Raw genomic sequence first — 16,094 nt, forward strand, 5'->3', positions numbered from 1 at the left:
GACCAGACCTTAACATGTGACGCAGACGATGACACCCTGGTTTCTTTACTTGATCCGTACCGCCGACAATAAGCTTTATACCGGGATCACCACGGATGTTGAACGCCGCTATCAGCAACACCAGAGCGGCAAAGGAGCAAAAGCACTGCGTGGAAAAGGAGAGCTGACACTGGAATTTTTCGCGCTGGTTGGCGACCGTTCGCTGGCACTACGGGCAGAATATCGCGTTAAGCAACTGACAAAACGGCAAAAAGAGCGTCTGGTAGCGGAAGGCACAGGGTTTGCAGAGTTATTAAGGAGTCTGCAAACCCCGGAGATTAAAAGCGATTGAAGTGATCGTGATACTCAACCAGCCCGGTTACGCCGTTCAGCGCGTCATCTGCTAAACGATGTACCTGGAAGGCGCTTTCAGTGCCCGGCCAGCGGCAACGCAGATCGTGATGCGCCGCCAGTTCAAAGCCGAAACGGCTGTACAGCGCCGGATCGCCCAGCGTCACCACTGCGGCATAGCCAAACTCATTAAGCGAATCGAGTCCTTCATAGACCAGTTGGCGTGCCAGCCCTTGCCCACGGTATTTTTCATCAACCGCCAGCGGTGCCATGCCAACCCATTGCAGGTCTTCGCCCTGCACATCTACCGGACTAAATGCCACATAGCCAATGACCTGACCTTCGTCATCTGTCGCCACCAGCCCCAGCGTCAGAAAGCCATCTTCACGCAGATCGTGAACCAGCTTCGCTTCCGCATCGCTTTCGAATGAACGACGCAGCAGGGCATCAATACCCGGCGCATCAATGGGAATTTCTACTCGAATTAGCATGGTTCACCTACCGATGTCTGTTTGGTTTCAGGCGCGGTTTTCATTCCCGCCTCAACAAAATCCGCCAGTTGCAGCAGCATCATACGTAAGGCTTTCGGCATCTGCTCCAGTTCAATGGCGTCCATCAGGTTTTTCACATACAGCCCCAGCTCCGTATCGCCTTCAATCATCAGCCGACGCTGGAAGAAGAGCGTGTCTGGATCTTGTTTACGCGCCGCAATCATCAGCAGATCGCTGGCGTCGGCACTAAAACTCACATCAGCTTGCGCGTTCTGGCTGACCACCAGTTTGCCATTCACCACCGAGGTAAACCATTGCAGGTCAATATCACGCACATGAATACTTAACCAGCGGCCTTCAAGAAACTCCAGCTCGCCATCGTCCAGCGCCTGGCGGAATTGCCAGCTTAAGACTTGCTCAAGAACCTGGCGTTTAAGCGCAAATGGCGTCAGTTTTACCGGTACACTCAACAGAGATGGCCCCAAATGCACAATGCGGGAACGCAGTTTATCCAACACGAGTTTTACTCCCTGCTTCAACAATCATCCTATTTTGCCATATTGGAAAAATAACATAGCGGTATAAATCAACAATTCCATATGAAATTGCTGCTACCACCAATACAACTTTAACTGCCTTAAATCAAAAATTGTCGCAGCAGGGTTAACTAAAATCCCAGTTCGTTAACATTTTTGCGCTTTGACTGCGCAACCTTCAGGAAAAATTATGGAGCTGCTCTGCCCTGCCGGAAATCTCCCGGCGCTTAAGGCGGCCATCGAAAACGGCGCAGATGCTGTTTATATCGGGCTAAAAGATGATACTAATGCCCGTCACTTCGCCGGCCTTAACTTTACCGAGAAAAAATTGCAGGAAGCGGTGAGTTTTGTTCATCAACATCACCGCAAACTTCACATCGCAATTAACACTTTTGCACATCCGGACGGTTACGCCCGTTGGCAGCGCGCCGTGGATATGGCGGCGCAGCTGGGTGCCGACGCGCTGATCCTCGCCGACCTCGCCATGCTGGAGTACGCCGCCGAGCGATACCCACATATTGAGCGTCACGTATCGGTGCAGGCTTCGGCGACCAATGAAGAGGCGATTAACTTTTATCATCGTCATTTTGACGTTGCTCGCGTGGTGCTGCCGCGCGTGTTGTCGATTCATCAGGTGAAACAGCTGGCACGGGTCACACCTGTACCGCTGGAAGTGTTCGCTTTCGGCAGCCTGTGCATTATGTCGGAAGGTCGTTGCTATCTGTCGTCGTATCTGACGGGTGAGTCGCCCAACACCGTGGGCGCGTGTTCTCCGGCCCGCTTCGTGCGCTGGCAACAAACGCCGCAGGGGCTGGAATCCCGCCTGAACGAAGTGCTGATCGACCGTTATCAGGACGGCGAAAACGCAGGTTATCCGACGTTGTGTAAAGGGCGTTATCTGGTGGACGGCGAGCGTTATCACGCGCTGGAAGAACCAACCAGTCTCAATACCCTGGAACTGCTGCCGGAGTTAATGGCGGCGAATATTGCTTCGGTGAAAATTGAAGGCCGCCAGCGTAGCCCGGCGTATGTCAGCCAGGTGGCGAAAGTCTGGCGTCAGGCTATCGACCGTTGTAAGGCCGATCCGCAAAACTTCATACCGCAAAGCGCGTGGATGGAGACGCTCGGGTCGATGTCCGAAGGCACGCAGACCACCCTTGGCGCGTATCACCGTAAATGGCAGTGAGAAAAGCAATGAAATATTCCTTAGGGCCAGTGCTGTGGTACTGGCCAAAAGAGACGCTGGAAGAATTTTATCAGCAGGCCGCCGCCAGCAGCGCCGACGTGATTTATCTTGGTGAAGCGGTATGCAGCAAGCGCCGGGCAACTAAAGTTGGCGACTGGCTGGAGATGGCTAAATCGCTCGCCGGAAGTGGCAAGCAGATTGTGCTCTCCACGCTGGCGCTGGTGCAGGCATCCTCCGAACTGGGCGAACTGAAACGCTATGTTGAGAACGGTGAGTTTCTGATTGAAGCCAGCGATCTCGGCGTGGTGAATATGTGCGCTGAGCGCAAACTGCCGTTCGTCGCCGGGCATGCGCTGAACTGCTACAACGCGGTGACGCTGAAAATATTGCTTAAACAGGGCATGATGCGCTGGTGTATGCCGGTGGAGCTTTCCCGCGACTGGCTGGTGAATCTGCTTAATCAGTGCGATGAACTGGGCATTCGCAACCAGTTTGAAGTGGAAGTCTTGAGCTACGGTCATCTGCCGCTGGCCTACTCCGCCCGCTGCTTTACCGCGCGTTCGGAAGACCGCCCGAAAGATGAGTGTGAAACCTGCTGCATTAAGTATCCGAACGGGCGCAACGTGCTGTCGCAGGAAAACCAACAAGTGTTTGTACTTAACGGAATTCAGACCATGAGCGGCTACGTGTACAACCTCGGTAACGACCTGGCATCCATGCAGGGGCTGGTCGATGTGGTCCGCCTGTCACCGCAGGGTACTGACACTTTCGCGATGCTCGACGCCTTCCGCGCCAATGAAAATGGCGCTGCGCCACTGCCGTTGACGGCAAACAGCGATTGTAACGGCTACTGGAGACGGCTGGCCGGGCTGGAGCTGCAAGCGTAAGTAAATAGCTCACTTTGTTAACAACTTTAACTACTCTTTAATGCAGTATTAAAGATTAATCGGTAACAAAGTGAGCTGTTATGACTGATAAAACCATTCCGTTTTCGCTACTCGATCTGGCCCCCATTCCCGAAGGTTCTTCAGCGCGAGAAGCGTTCTCCCACTCTCTCGATCTCGCCCGTCTGGCTGAAAAGCGCGGCTATCATCGCTACTGGCTGGCGGAACACCACAATATGACCGGCATTGCCAGTGCTGCCACATCGGTATTGATTGGCTATCTGGCGGCGAACACCACCACGCTGCATCTGGGTTCCGGCGGCGTGATGTTGCCGAATCACTCACCGTTGGTAATTGCCGAACAGTTTGGCACGCTCAATACGCTCTATCCGGGGCGAATCGATTTGGGGCTGGGTCGCGCGCCAGGCAGCGACCAGCGAACCATGATGGCTCTACGTCGTCATATGAGCGGCGATATTGATAATTTCCCCCGCGATGTTGCAGAGCTGGTGGACTGGTTTGACGCCCGCGATCCCAATCCGCATGTGCGTCCGGTGCCTGGCTATGGCGAGAAAATTCCCGTGTGGTTGTTAGGCTCCAGCCTTTACAGCGCACAACTGGCGGCACAGCTTGGCCTGCCGTTTGCGTTTGCCTCACACTTCGCGCCGGATATGCTGCTCCAGGCGCTGCATCTTTATCGCAGCAACTTCAAACCGTCAGCACGGCTGGAAAAACCGTACGCGATGGTGTGCATCAATATTATCGCCGCCGACAGCAACCGCGATGCCGAATTCCTGTTTACCTCGATGCAGCAAGCCTTTGTGAAGCTGCGCCGTGGCGAAACCGGGCAACTGCCGCCGCCGATTCAGAATATGGATCAGTTCTGGTCGCCGTCTGAGCAGTATGGCGTGCAGCAGGCACTGAGTATGTCGCTGGTGGGCGATAAAGCGAAAGTGCGTCATGGATTGCAGTCGATCCTGCGCGAAACCGACGCCGATGAGATTATGGTTAACGGGCAGATTTTCGATCACCAGGCGCGGCTGCATTCATTTGAGCTGGCAATGGATGTGAAGGAAGAGTTGTTGGGATAGTGTGTTTTATTTTGTCGGATACGGCAGGAAGCCTTATCCGACCTGACAACGCGTTCTACGTAGGCCTGATAAGAGAAGCGCATCAGGCATTGTGCAGGCAGCAGACATGTCGGATAAGGCACCGCTGATTACTGATACACCGGCAGCAAATTAAAGCTCGATAAAATATGGATCAATGCGTTACCAACGCCAAACACCAGAATCAGCACGATCATCGGTTTGCCGCCCCAGACGCGGAATTTCGGACTACCAAAGCGTTTACGTGATGCGCGGGCCAGCAACGCCGGAACTATTGCCGCCCAGATGGTAGCCGCTAAGCCAGCATAACCAATGGCATACAAGAATCCGTTCGGGAACAGCAGACCACCCACAACAGGCGGTGCAAAGGTCAAGAGTGCCGTTTTAAAGCGTCCCAGAGCCGAGTCGTCGAAACCAAACAGATCTGCCAGATAGTCAAACAAACCCAGCGTAACGCCAAGGAACGAACTCGCTACCGCAAAGTTTGAGAACACCACCAACAACAGATCCAGACTACGGCTGTTCAGCACACCGCTTAACGCCTGTACCAGCACATCAATGTTGCCGCCCTTCTCCGCAATGCCGATAAACTCCGGACGTGGAATGTTACCCATCGTCGCCAGCAACCAGATGGTATACAGCGCCAGCGCCATCAGCGTACCGTACACCAGGCATTTCACGATGGTTTTCGGATCTTTGCCGTAATACTTCATCAGGCTTGGCACGTTACCGTGATAACCAAACGACGCCAGGCAGAAAGGCAGGGTCATCAGCAAATACGGCGCATAAGACGCATTGCTTTCGGCGACGTTGAACAATGTCGCAGGCTGCACATGCCCCAGCAGGCTACCGAAGGTGAGGAAGAAGGTAATGACTTTCGCCCCCAGCACAATCGCCGTCATGCGGCTGACGGCTTTAGTGCTCAACCACACCACAAACGCCACCAACAGTGCAAAACCAAAACCCGCTGCCCGTGCCGGGACGTTCAGCGACATCTCCGCGAAAGTGTGATGCAAAATCGAACCGCTGGCAGAAATATAGGCGTAGGTCAGAATATAGAGCACAAAGGCAATAGATATGCCGTTGACCACGTTCCAGCCTTTGCCCAGCAAGTCTTTGGTGATGGTGTCAAAACTCGAACCGATTCGATAATTCAGGTTAGCTTCCAGAATCATCAAGCCGGAATGCAGCATACAGAACCAGGTGAAGATCAGCGCCGCCATTGACCAGAAGAACCACGCACCGGACATAACCACTGGCAGAGAAAACATCCCTGCGCCAATAATGGTGCCGCCGATAATCACCACGCCGCCAAGCAGCGACGGTGACGTTTGGGTGGTGGTTAGTGTTGCCATGAGGGCTTCTCTCCAGTGAAAAATAGTGCGACTGCGTTGTTATGCATTGCACTGTACCAGTACATGAGTACAAAAGACAGAAAAAAAGCCCCGATTGTTAAAATCGGGGCTGTATATATTATTTTACAGATTGTTTTCGCTGTTCAGCGATGATTACGCATCACCACCGAAACGACGACGACCGGTAGAGTCATCACGACGCGGTGCGCGGCTTTCACGACGTTCGCCGCTAAAACGACGACCATCACCACGACCACCTTCACGACGTTCACCGCTGAAGTTACGACCGCCTTCACGACGCTCGCCACCGACACCACGACCACCGCCACGACGTTCACCGCCAGTATGCGGCTGTGCATCGCCCAGCAGCTGCATGTTCATCGGTTTGTTGAGAATGCGAGTACGCGTAAAGTGTTGCAGCACTTCACCCGGCATACCTTTCGGCAGTTCGATGGTGGAGTGAGAAGCAAACAGCTTGATGTTACCAATGTAACGGCTGCTGATGTCGCCTTCGTTAGCAATCGCGCCAACGATATGACGAACTTCAACGCCATCATCACGGCCCACTTCAATGCGGTACAGCTGCATGTCGCCAACATCACGACGTTCACGACGCGGACGATCTTCACGGTCGCCACGCGGGCCACGGTCGTTACGATCGCGCGGACCACGGTCATCACGCTCACGGAATTCACGTTTTGGACGCATCGGCGCATCTGGTGGAACAATCAGAGTACGTTCACCCTGTGCCATTTTCAGCAGTGCGGCTGCCAGAGTTTCGAGATCCAGCTCTTCACCTTCTGCAGTCGGCTGAATTTTGCTCAGCAGTGCGCGGTATTGATCCAGATCGCTGCTTTCCAGCTGCTGCTGTACTTTAGCGGCGAATTTTTCCAGACGGCGTTTGCCCAGCAGTTCTGCGTTCGGCAGTTCTACTTCCGGAATAGTCAGCTTCATAGTACGTTCAATGTTGCGCAGCAGACGACGCTCGCGGTTCTCAACGAACAGCAGCGCGCGGCCAGCACGACCCGCACGACCGGTACGACCGATACGGTGAACGTAAGACTCAGAATCCATCGGGATATCGTAGTTAACCACCAGGCTGATACGCTCAACGTCCAGACCACGGGCCGCAACGTCGGTCGCAATCAGGATGTCCAGACGACCGTCTTTCAGGCGTTCCAGAGTCTGCTCACGCAGCGCCTGGTTCATGTCACCGTTCAGCGCAGCGCTGTTGTAGCCGTTACGCTCAAGAGCTTCAGCCACTTCCAGAGTCGCATTTTTGGTACGAACGAAGATAATCGCCGCATCAAAATCTTCCGCTTCCAGGAAACGTACCAGTGCTTCGTTTTTACGCATACCCCAGACAGTCCAGTAGCTCTGGCTGATGTCAGGACGGGTAGTCACGCTGGACTGAATGCGCACTTCCTGCGGCTCTTTCATAAAGCGGCGGGTAATGCGACGAATCGCTTCCGGCATGGTTGCTGAGAACAGAGCGGTCTGATGACCTTCCGGGATCTGCGCCATAATGGTTTCAACATCTTCGATGAAGCCCATGCGCAGCATTTCGTCAGCTTCATCCAGAACCAGACCGCTCAGTTTAGAGAGGTCCAGAGTGCCACGTTTCAGGTGGTCCAGCAGACGGCCCGGAGTACCGACAACGATCTGCGGCCCCTGACGCAGGGCGCGTAATTGCACGTCATAACGCTGGCCGCCGTACAGGGCAACCACGTTTACGCCGCGCATGTGTTTAGAGAAATCCGTCATTGCCTCAGCAACCTGTACCGCCAGTTCGCGGGTCGGTGCCAGCACCAGAATCTGTGGTGCTTTCAGCTCAGGATCAAGATTCTGCAGCAAAGGTAAAGAGAATGCTGCAGTTTTTCCGCTCCCCGTCTGGGCCATACCCAGAACGTCGCGGCCATTCAGCAGATGTGGAATACACTCTGCCTGAATTGGAGATGGTTTTTCGTAACCCAGATCGTTAAGGGCTTCAAGGATAGGAGCCTTCAGGCCCAGATCTGCAAAAGTGGTTTCGAATTCAGCCATGTAGTACGTGTGCCTCAAAATTAATGGCGGCCAGTCTACATAACTCATCATGAAATTGATCAGCAATTTTCATTGAAAAGTGTGAACCGGCTCAAAGTAGGTGTATTAACGAACAACAACGCCCTCACCCGTTAAGGTGATGGCAATCAAAAAAGATTACGGGCTGATGTGTACGTCAGCTATTGCTGGTCCGATTCTGCCAGGTCATCTTGGTCCTGGCCCAGGAGCGATAATTCCAACAATGCGTATCGGTGCTCAACAAAGTTATGAACGTTGTTGGCAACCGCCAGTTTGAACAGTGCCGTGGCGCTGTCCAAATCCCCCAGACTTAGGTAGTACTTACCTAAATAGAAGTTGGTTTCACTGAGATGCTCAGCGAGCGAGGTGTTATCCGTTGCGTCCGCCTTGAGCCTATCCATTAACGTTTGTTCGCTAATGTTGCCCAGGTAGAACTCGACAATGTTCCATCCCCACTGCTCCTTGTCCGATTTTTCGAAGTGCTGTTTCAACACTTCTTTAGCCTGCTTCTCATCGAGCTTCTGCTCGGCGAGATAAAGCCACAGACTACGGAAAGGATCATTGGGATCGTCTTGATAAAACGCCAGCAGATCATCTTGCGCTAACTTGTCACGACCGCCGTAATATAATGCGATCCCGCGATTCAAGTGCGCGTAGTTGTAAGTTGGATCAAGCTCAAGTACAGAATCAAACGCTTCATAGGCAGCATCAAAATTGCCTGCCTGCGTTAAATATATGCCTAAGTAATTGAATACTTCAGGCATATCCGGTCGGATTGCCAGCGCTTGCGAAAAATCGTTACGCGCTAATGCCCTCAGACCGAGACTATCATACAACACTCCGCGCTCATATAAAAGCTGTGCGCGTTCGTCATCGGTTAAAGCCCGACTGGCAAGGATTTGTTCCATACGTGCCAGAATCACTTCCTGCTGTAAAGTCGGTTGCAATGGTACCGCGAGGACTTCACTTTTACGCCAGGAAGTATTACTGCATCCTGCAAGCGTAAGTGCTGTCGCAACGAAACACCAGCGCAAAAAAGGCTTCATTTCCCACTCCCGAAGACCACGGTTGAATGAACGTCCTGTTCCCGGTTGCTAACAAGGCGTCCTGCCCGGTTAAAAGCCCCCCGCAACAGCGGAGGGCAAATGGCAACCTTACTCGCCCTGTTCAGCAGCCGGAGCTTCCGGTGCTGCAGCAGGTTGAGACTGCTCAGTCGCTTCTTTAATGCTCAGACGGATACGGCCCTGGCGATCAACTTCCAGAACTTTAACCGGTACTTCCTGACCCATCTGCAGGTAATCGGTCACTTTCTCAACGCGTTTGTCAGCGATTTGAGAGATGTGGACCAGACCTTCTTTACCGCCACCAATGGCAACAAATGCGCCAAAGTCAACGATACGGGTCACTTTACCATTGTAGACGCGGCCCACTTCGATTTCTGCAGTGATTTCTTCGATACGACGAATCGCGTGTTTCGCTTTCTCGCCATCGGTCGCTGCGATCTTCACAGTACCGTCATCTTCGATTTCGATGGTGGTGCCGGTTTCTTCGGTCAGGGCACGGATAACAGAACCGCCTTTACCGATAACGTCTTTGATCTTGTCCGGGTTGATCTTGATGGTATGGATACGCGGTGCGAACTCAGAGATATCGCCACGCGGCGCGTTGATCGCCTGTTCCATTACGCCCAGGATGTGCAGACGCGCACCTTTAGCCTGGTTCAGTGCAACCTGCATGATCTCTTTGGTGATACCTTCAATTTTGATATCCATCTGCAGTGCAGAGATACCGTCGCGGGAACCCGCAACTTTGAAGTCCATATCGCCCAGATGGTCTTCGTCACCCAAAATGTCAGACAGTACAACGTAGTTGTCGCCTTCTTTCACCAGACCCATTGCGATACCCGCAACAGCGGCTTTGATCGGCACACCTGCGTCCATCAGCGCCAGAGAGGCGCCGCACACGGAAGCCATAGAAGAGGAACCGTTGGATTCGGTGATTTCAGACACAACACGTACGGTGTACGGGAATTTGTCCATATCCGGCATTACTGCCAGCACGCCGCGCTTCGCCAGACGACCGTGACCAATTTCACGACGCTTCGGAGAACCGACCATGCCGGTTTCACCTACGGAGTACGGAGGGAAGTTGTAGTGGAACAGGAAGGTGTCAGTACGTTCGCCCATCAGTTCATCAAGAACTTGCGCGTCACGTGCAGTACCCAGCGTTGCGGTAACCAGCGCCTGCGTTTCACCACGGGTGAACAGCGCAGAACCGTGAGTACGCGGCAGCACGCCAGTACGCACATCCAGACCACGGATCATATCTTTTTCACGACCGTCGATACGCGGTTCGCCTGCCAGTACGCGGCTACGAACAACATTTTTCTCGATAGCGTGCAGAATTTCACCCAGTTCGTTTTCGTCCAGGGTTTCATCTTCAGCAAGCAGCGTAGCGATGGTTTCAGATTTGATCACGTCAACCTGCGCATAACGCTCTTGTTTGTCGGTGATGCGGTAAGCATCGCTCAGACGAGCTTCAGCCAGTGCAGCAACGCGCGCGTTCAGAGTTTCGTTTACCGGCTCCGGCTGCCAGTCCCAACGCGGTTTACCGGCTTCTTTCACCAGTTCATTGATGTTCTGAATAACAACCTGCTGTTGTTCATGACCGAACACTACTGCGCCCAGCATCTGGTCTTCGCTCAGCAGTTCAGCTTCAGATTCAACCATCAGTACAGCGGCTTCAGTACCCGCAACAACCAGATCCAGTTTGCTCTCTTTCAGCTCGTCCTGAGTCGGGTTCAGTACGTACTGGTCATTGATGTAACCTACGCGGGCAGCACCAATCGGACCATTGAACGGAATACCAGACAGAGACAGTGCTGCGGAAGCACCAATCATCGCGACGATATCCGGGTTAACCTGCGGGTTAACAGAAACCACGGTGGCGATAACCTGAACTTCGTTGACGAAGCCTTCCGGGAACAGCGGGCGAATCGGGCGGTCAATCAGACGCGCGATCAGGGTTTCGCCTTCGCTTGGGCGGCCTTCACGACGGAAGAAGCTACCCGGGATACGACCAGCAGCGTAGGTACGCTCCTGATAGTTAACGGTCAGAGGGAAGAAGTCCTGACCTGGTTTGGCTTTTTTCTGGCCGACAACGGTAACAAATACCGCGGTGTCATCCATGCTAACCATAACAGCGGCAGTGGCTTGACGCGCCATCATGCCGGTTTCCAGAGTCACGGTGTGTTGGCCGTACTGGAATTTACGAACGATCGGATTAAGCAATGTAATACCCTTTTCTTTCTTAGACAGCACCTTACGGTACTGGTGTTAATACCCGATCTTCTGCGCATCCTCGCGACTAATGACAACCCTAACCCAGCCAAATGTGGGTAAAGCCTCTCATTAGCCGCGCGAACCTCTGCAACGGAAGATCATTCATAGCAACAATACATTAGTTTCCAGTGAATTGCTGCCGTCAGTTTGAAAAAAGGGGCCACTCAGGCCCCTTTTCTGAAACTCGCAAGAATTAGCGACGCAGACCCAGGCGCTCGATGAGCTGGGTGTAACGTGCTACGTCTTTACGTTTCAGGTAGTCGAGCAGTTTACGACGCTGAGAAACCATGCGCAGCAGACCACGACGGCTGTGGTGATCTTTTTTGTGCTCTGCAAAGTGGCCCTGCAGGTGGTTGATCTGTGCAGTCAGCAGTGCTACCTGAACTTCGGTAGAACCGGTGTCGTTTTCACCACGACCAAACTCAGAAACGATTTTAGCTGTTGCTTCAGTACTTAGAGACATTTTAAAACTCCAAAGTATATAGAATGAAAGGACGCCGATCTCTAATTCAGCGATCCCAGTGTACGTTACGCAAAGTGTTAAACAATTTACGCGACGTTAAGCGGCAGTATTCTACTCGTAGCGACCTGTTATCGCAAGACGGTTAACATTACGCCGGATATTCAACCACCAGGCGACGAGGCGCAACGCGGCCTTCATCGTCAATTTCACCCATACCGATAAACTTGCCATTCTCACCTTCTGTAACACGAACCAGTCCTTCCAGCGGCGCACCAGATGTACGAACTGGGTTACCATTTTTGAAGTAAACAGAAGACGTTAACGGAAGATTCACCACCGGATAGTCCGAAGCTGGACTGTCCATTGGCATCAGTAATGGATCAAGTAACTCCGCAGCCGGAATATCCTGCTGTTCAGCTTGCTCAACAAGTTCACGCAGGTGCTCCAGGGTCACCATCCGTTCAACCGGATATTTACTTACCGCCAGACGACGCAGGTAAATGACATGCGCGCCACAGCCGAGTTTTTCACCCAGGTCATCAATGATGGTGCGGATATAAGTGCCTTTTGAGCAGTGAATTTCCAGCTCCAGCTCATTGCCTTCATGGCGAATAAACAGCAATTCATAAACGGTAATCGGGCGCGCTTCACGTGGAACTTCAATGCCCTGACGCGCGTATTCGTACAGTTTTTTGCCCTGATATTTCAGTGCTGAATACATCGAAGGGATCTGTTCGATATCGCCACGGAAGGTATCCAGCGCCGCCGCCAGTTGCTCTGCACTAAAGGTTACCGGACGTTCTTCAACGATTTGTCCATCGGCGTCAGAAGTATCGGTACGCTGTCCAAGACGAGCAATCACCCGATAGCGTTTGTCGGAGTCCAGCAGATACTGGGAAAACTTCGTCGCTTCCCCGAGGCAAATCGGCAACATGCCAGTTGCCAGCGGGTCCAGCGCGCCGGTGTGTCCGGCACGGTTGGCGTTATATATACGTTTCACTTTTTGCAGCGCATCGTTGCTGGACATACCCTGCGGTTTATCCAGCAACAAAACGCCGTTAATGTCGCGGCCGCGACGACGAGGACGACTCATTAGTCCTCCTTGCTGTCGTCCGGGTTAACACGACGCTCTTCGTCATGTTTGACCACGCTGGTCACCAGGTTTGACATACGCATCCCTTCAACCAGTGAGTTGTCGTAGAAGAAAGTCAGTTCCGGCACGATACGCAAGCGCATCGCTTTACCCAGCAGGCTGCGGATGAAACCAGAAGCTTCCTGCAACGCTTTGATGCCCGCTTTAACCGCGTCTTCATCTTTGTCGTTGAGGAACGTCACATATACTTTGGCATACGCCAGGTCACGAGACATTTCGACACCGGAAACGGTGGTCATCATGCCCAGACGAGGATCTTTAATTTCGCGTTGCAGGATGAGAGCGATCTCTTTTTGCATTTCCTGCGCTACGCGCTGCGGGCGACCAAATTCTTTCGCCATAATAAATTCTCCTGACAAAAAAGGGGCTGTTAGCCCCTTTTTAAAATTAATTTCAGGTGGAAGGGCTGTTCACGTAGGCCTGGTAAGACGCGCCAGCGTCGCATCAGGCAATCCATGCCGGATGCAGCGTAGACGCCTTATCCCGCATGGAACCCTAAAAACCTTAAGCGATGGTACGTTGGATCTCGATGATTTCGAATACTTCGATCACATCGCCAGTGCGGACGTCGTTGTAGTTCTTAACGCCGATACCACATTCCATACCGTTACGGACTTCGTTAACGTCATCTTTGAAGCGGCGCAGGGACTCCAGCTCGCCTTCGTAGATAACCACGTTGTCGCGCAGAACGCGGATCGGGTTGTGACGTTTAACCACACCTTCGGTAACCATACAGCCTGCGATGGCACCAAATTTCGGCGATTTGAACACGTCACGAACTTCCGCCAGACCGATAATCTGCTGTTTCAGTTCAGGAGACAGCATACCGCTCATCGCCGCTTTCACTTCGTCGATCAGGTTATAGATGACGGAGTAGTAACGCAGATCCAGGCTTTCCGCTTCAATCACTTTACGTGCAGAGGCATCAGCACGAACGTTAAAGCCAACCAGAATCGCGTTGGATGCAGCGGCCAGGGTCGCGTCGGTTTCGGTGATACCACCTACGCCAGAACCGATGATCTTCACTTTAACTTCGTCAGTAGACAGTTTCAGCAAGGAGTCGGAGATCGCTTCCACAGAACCTTGTACGTCTGCCTTCAGGACGATATTCACTTCGTGAACTTCGCCTTCGGTCATGTTGGCGAACATGTTCTCGAGTTTAGATTTCTGCTGACGAGCCAGTTTAACTTCGCGGAATTTGCCCTGACGGTACAGTGCAACTTCACGTGCTTTCTTCTCGTCACGTACAACGGTAACTTCATCACCCGCAGCCGGAACACCGGACAAGCCGAGGATTTCCACCGGAATGGACGGACCCGCTTCCAGCACTTCCTGACCCAGTTCGTTACGCATCGCACGAACACGACCGTATTCGAAGCCACACAGAACGATATCGCCCTTATGCAGAGTACCTTCGCGTACCAGTACAGTAGCAACCGGACCACGACCTTTATCGAGGAAGGATTCGATAACCGCACCGCTCGCCATCCCGTTACGTACGGCTTTCAGTTCAAGGACTTCAGCCTGCAGCAGGATAGCATCCAACAGTTCATCAATACCGGTACCCGCTTTTGCAGATACGTGTACGAACTGGCTTTCGCCGCCCCACTCTTCTGGCAGGATGCCGTACTGAGAGAGTTCGTTCTTAACGCGATCCGGATCGGCTTCTGGTTTATCGATTTTGTTCACAGCAACCACCACCGGAACACCCGCCGCTTTCGCGTGCTGGATAGCTTCGATGGTCTGCGGCATTACGCCGTCGTCTGCAGCAACAACCAGGACTACGATGTCCGTTGCCTGCGCACCACGTGCACGCATTGAAGTAAACGCGGCGTGCCCCGGGGTGTCCAGGAAGGTGATCATGCCGTTTTCAGTTTCAACGTGGTATGCACCGATGTGCTGGGTAATGCCGCCTGCTTCGCCAGAGGCCACTTTCGTTGAACGAATGTAGTCCAGCAGAGAAGTTTTACCGTGGTCAACGTGACCCATGATGGTCACAACCGGCGCGCGCGGTTCAGCCGCAGCACCTGTGTCACGGTCGCTCATTACCGCTTCTTCCAGCTCGTTTTCACGACGCAGGATAACTTTGTGGCCCATCTCTTCGGCTACCAGCTGTGCGGTTTCCTGATCGATAACCTGGTTGATGGTTGCCATTGCGCCCAGTTTCATCATCGCTTTGATGACTTGAGAGCCTTTAACCGCCATCTTGTTAGCCAGTTCGCCAACGGTGATGGTTTCACCGATCACCACATCACGGTTAACAGCCTGAGCTGGTTTCTGGAAGCTCTGCTGCAGCGAAGAACCTTTACGTTTTCCGCCTTTACCACCACGTACTGCTGCGCGCGCTTCTTCGCGATCGGCCTTAGATTCAGAGTGTTTGTTGCCTTTTTTCGGACGCGCTGCTTTCGCGTTACGACCACGGCCACGGCCGCCTTCGACTTCACGATCGCTTTCGTCTTCTGCCTGACGGGCATGTTGAGAGGTAGTAACGTGATAATCGCTGGAATCTTCAGTCGGTTCCGCGTTATCAGTCCATTTGTTTTCTTCCGCCATACGACGTGCTTCTTCAGCAACGCGACGTGCTTCTTCTTCGAGTTTACGACGCGCTTCTTCTTCAGCTTTACGCTTGAGCTCTGCAGCTTCCTGCTCACGGCGGGCTTTTTCAGCCTGGGCGGTTTTAGTCATATCGTCTTGTTGATTGCTCACTTTGTCTTTTTCCGCAGCTTCACGTTTCGCTTGTTCAGCGGCTTCACGTTTAGCTTGTTCTGCGGCCTCACGTTCAGCTTTTTGTTGCGCCTCGCGTTTGGCCGATTCTTCTGCCTCACGACGGGCTTGCTCTTCCGCTTCACGCTGCGCTTGCTCTTCCGCCGCAAGGCGCTCGGCCTCTTGCGGGTCACGTTTCACAAAGGTGCGTTTCTTGCGGACTTCGATTTGTACCGATTTGCTTTTTCCACCGGTACCAGGAATGTTAAGGGTGCTGCGTGTTTTACGCTGCAGCGTTAATTTGTCCGGACCTGAATTTTTCTGGTTCAGGTGGTCAATTAAAGCCTGTTTCTCTTGTGCGGACACAGAGTCGTCAGCAGACTTCCGGATACCTGCATCAGCAAATTGCTGTACCAGGCGTTCCACGGAGGTCTGTCGCTCTGCGGCCAGCGTTTTAATCGTTACATCTGTCATGCTGTTCC

The 16,094-nt window shown here is 53.0% G+C and carries 15 protein-coding genes; 4 read left to right on the forward strand and 11 right to left on the reverse strand.

Features of this window, described 5'->3' with window-relative positions:
* The first annotated feature begins 28 nt into the window (after positions 1-28).
* Positions 29-331 carry a DNA damage response exodeoxyribonuclease YhbQ gene (gene yhbQ / locus FEM44_RS06800; RefSeq protein ID WP_135523934.1) on the forward strand — a complete coding sequence of 101 codons (303 nt, stop codon included), beginning with the start codon at positions 29-31 and terminating at the stop codon, positions 329-331.
* On the opposite strand, the gene FEM44_RS06805 is transcribed toward yhbQ, so the two are convergent.
* Together FEM44_RS06805 and ubiT are read right to left on the reverse strand one after the other, a co-directional pair.
* The gene (locus FEM44_RS06805) at positions 318-821 is read right to left on the reverse strand and encodes a GNAT family N-acetyltransferase (protein ID WP_000908553.1); all 504 of its coding nucleotides are present in this window, start codon (positions 819-821) and stop codon (positions 318-320) included. The two genes, yhbQ and FEM44_RS06805, sit on opposite strands and share 14 nt — an antisense overlap.
* Entirely contained in the window at positions 815-1,339 is a 525-nt protein-coding gene (gene ubiT, locus FEM44_RS06810; RefSeq protein WP_046081285.1) for a ubiquinone anaerobic biosynthesis accessory factor UbiT, read from the reverse strand. Before ubiT ends, FEM44_RS06805 begins: the two co-directional genes overlap by 7 nt.
* A 208-nt stretch (positions 1,340-1,547) precedes the next feature.
* Here ubiT and ubiU point away from each other — a divergent pair, with 208 nt between their 5' ends.
* From ubiU to FEM44_RS06825, 3 genes are all read left to right on the forward strand, one after another.
* The gene (gene ubiU / locus FEM44_RS06815) at positions 1,548-2,543 is read left to right on the forward strand and encodes a ubiquinone anaerobic biosynthesis protein UbiU (RefSeq protein WP_130204614.1); all 996 of its coding nucleotides are present in this window, start codon (positions 1,548-1,550) and stop codon (positions 2,541-2,543) included.
* 8 nt (positions 2,544-2,551) lie between these two features.
* Entirely contained in the window at positions 2,552-3,430 is an 879-nt protein-coding gene (locus FEM44_RS06820) for a U32 family peptidase (protein ID WP_024165327.1), read from the forward strand.
* 80 nt (positions 3,431-3,510) lie between these two features.
* Positions 3,511-4,518 carry a luciferase-like monooxygenase gene (locus tag FEM44_RS06825; protein WP_135523933.1) on the forward strand — a complete coding sequence of 336 codons (1,008 nt, stop codon included), beginning with the start codon at positions 3,511-3,513 and terminating at the stop codon, positions 4,516-4,518.
* A gap of 128 nt (positions 4,519-4,646) precedes the next feature.
* On the opposite strand, the gene mtr is transcribed toward FEM44_RS06825, so the two are convergent.
* From mtr to infB, 9 genes are all read right to left on the reverse strand, one after another.
* Positions 4,647-5,891: a tryptophan permease gene (mtr, locus tag FEM44_RS06830; RefSeq protein ID WP_064529541.1), complete on the reverse strand. Its 1,245-nt coding sequence runs from the start codon at positions 5,889-5,891 to the stop codon at positions 4,647-4,649.
* Positions 5,892-6,044: 153 nt separating this feature from the next.
* A complete protein-coding gene (gene deaD / locus FEM44_RS06835; protein WP_135523932.1) occupies positions 6,045-7,934 on the reverse strand; it encodes an ATP-dependent RNA helicase DeaD in 1,890 nt (629 codons plus the stop codon).
* Complete coding sequence (gene yrbN, locus FEM44_RS06840; protein ID WP_010723222.1) at positions 7,927-8,007, reverse strand: protein YrbN; 81 nt, start codon at positions 8,005-8,007, stop codon at positions 7,927-7,929. The genes deaD and yrbN overlap by 8 nt, the downstream gene beginning before the upstream one ends.
* 106 nt (positions 8,008-8,113) lie before the next feature.
* Positions 8,114-8,998 (reverse strand): lipoprotein NlpI, encoded by an 885-nt coding sequence (gene nlpI / locus FEM44_RS06845; protein WP_130204604.1) that lies wholly within the window; start codon positions 8,996-8,998, stop codon positions 8,114-8,116.
* 108 nt (positions 8,999-9,106) lie between these two features.
* Complete coding sequence (gene pnp / locus FEM44_RS06850) at positions 9,107-11,242, reverse strand: polyribonucleotide nucleotidyltransferase (protein WP_135523931.1); 2,136 nt, start codon at positions 11,240-11,242, stop codon at positions 9,107-9,109.
* A 244-nt stretch (positions 11,243-11,486) separates the two neighbouring features.
* Positions 11,487-11,756, reverse strand: a complete 270-nt coding sequence (gene rpsO / locus FEM44_RS06855; RefSeq protein ID WP_000059470.1) for a 30S ribosomal protein S15 — start codon at positions 11,754-11,756, stop codon at positions 11,487-11,489.
* A gap of 148 nt (positions 11,757-11,904) precedes the next feature.
* Complete coding sequence (truB, locus tag FEM44_RS06860) at positions 11,905-12,849, reverse strand: tRNA pseudouridine(55) synthase TruB (protein ID WP_000089698.1); 945 nt, start codon at positions 12,847-12,849, stop codon at positions 11,905-11,907.
* A complete protein-coding gene (gene rbfA / locus FEM44_RS06865) occupies positions 12,849-13,250 on the reverse strand; it encodes a 30S ribosome-binding factor RbfA (protein WP_001040205.1) in 402 nt (133 codons plus the stop codon). Before rbfA ends, truB begins: the two co-directional genes overlap by 1 nt.
* 163 nt (positions 13,251-13,413) lie before the next feature.
* Positions 13,414-16,086, reverse strand: coding sequence for a translation initiation factor IF-2 (infB, locus tag FEM44_RS06870; RefSeq protein ID WP_135523930.1), 2,673 nt, complete (start codon positions 16,084-16,086; stop codon positions 13,414-13,416).
* Positions 16,087-16,094: the final 8 nt, after the last annotated feature.

The sequence above is a fragment of the Escherichia sp. E4742 genome, assembly GCF_005843885.1.
Taxonomy (GTDB): domain Bacteria; phylum Pseudomonadota; class Gammaproteobacteria; order Enterobacterales; family Enterobacteriaceae; genus Escherichia.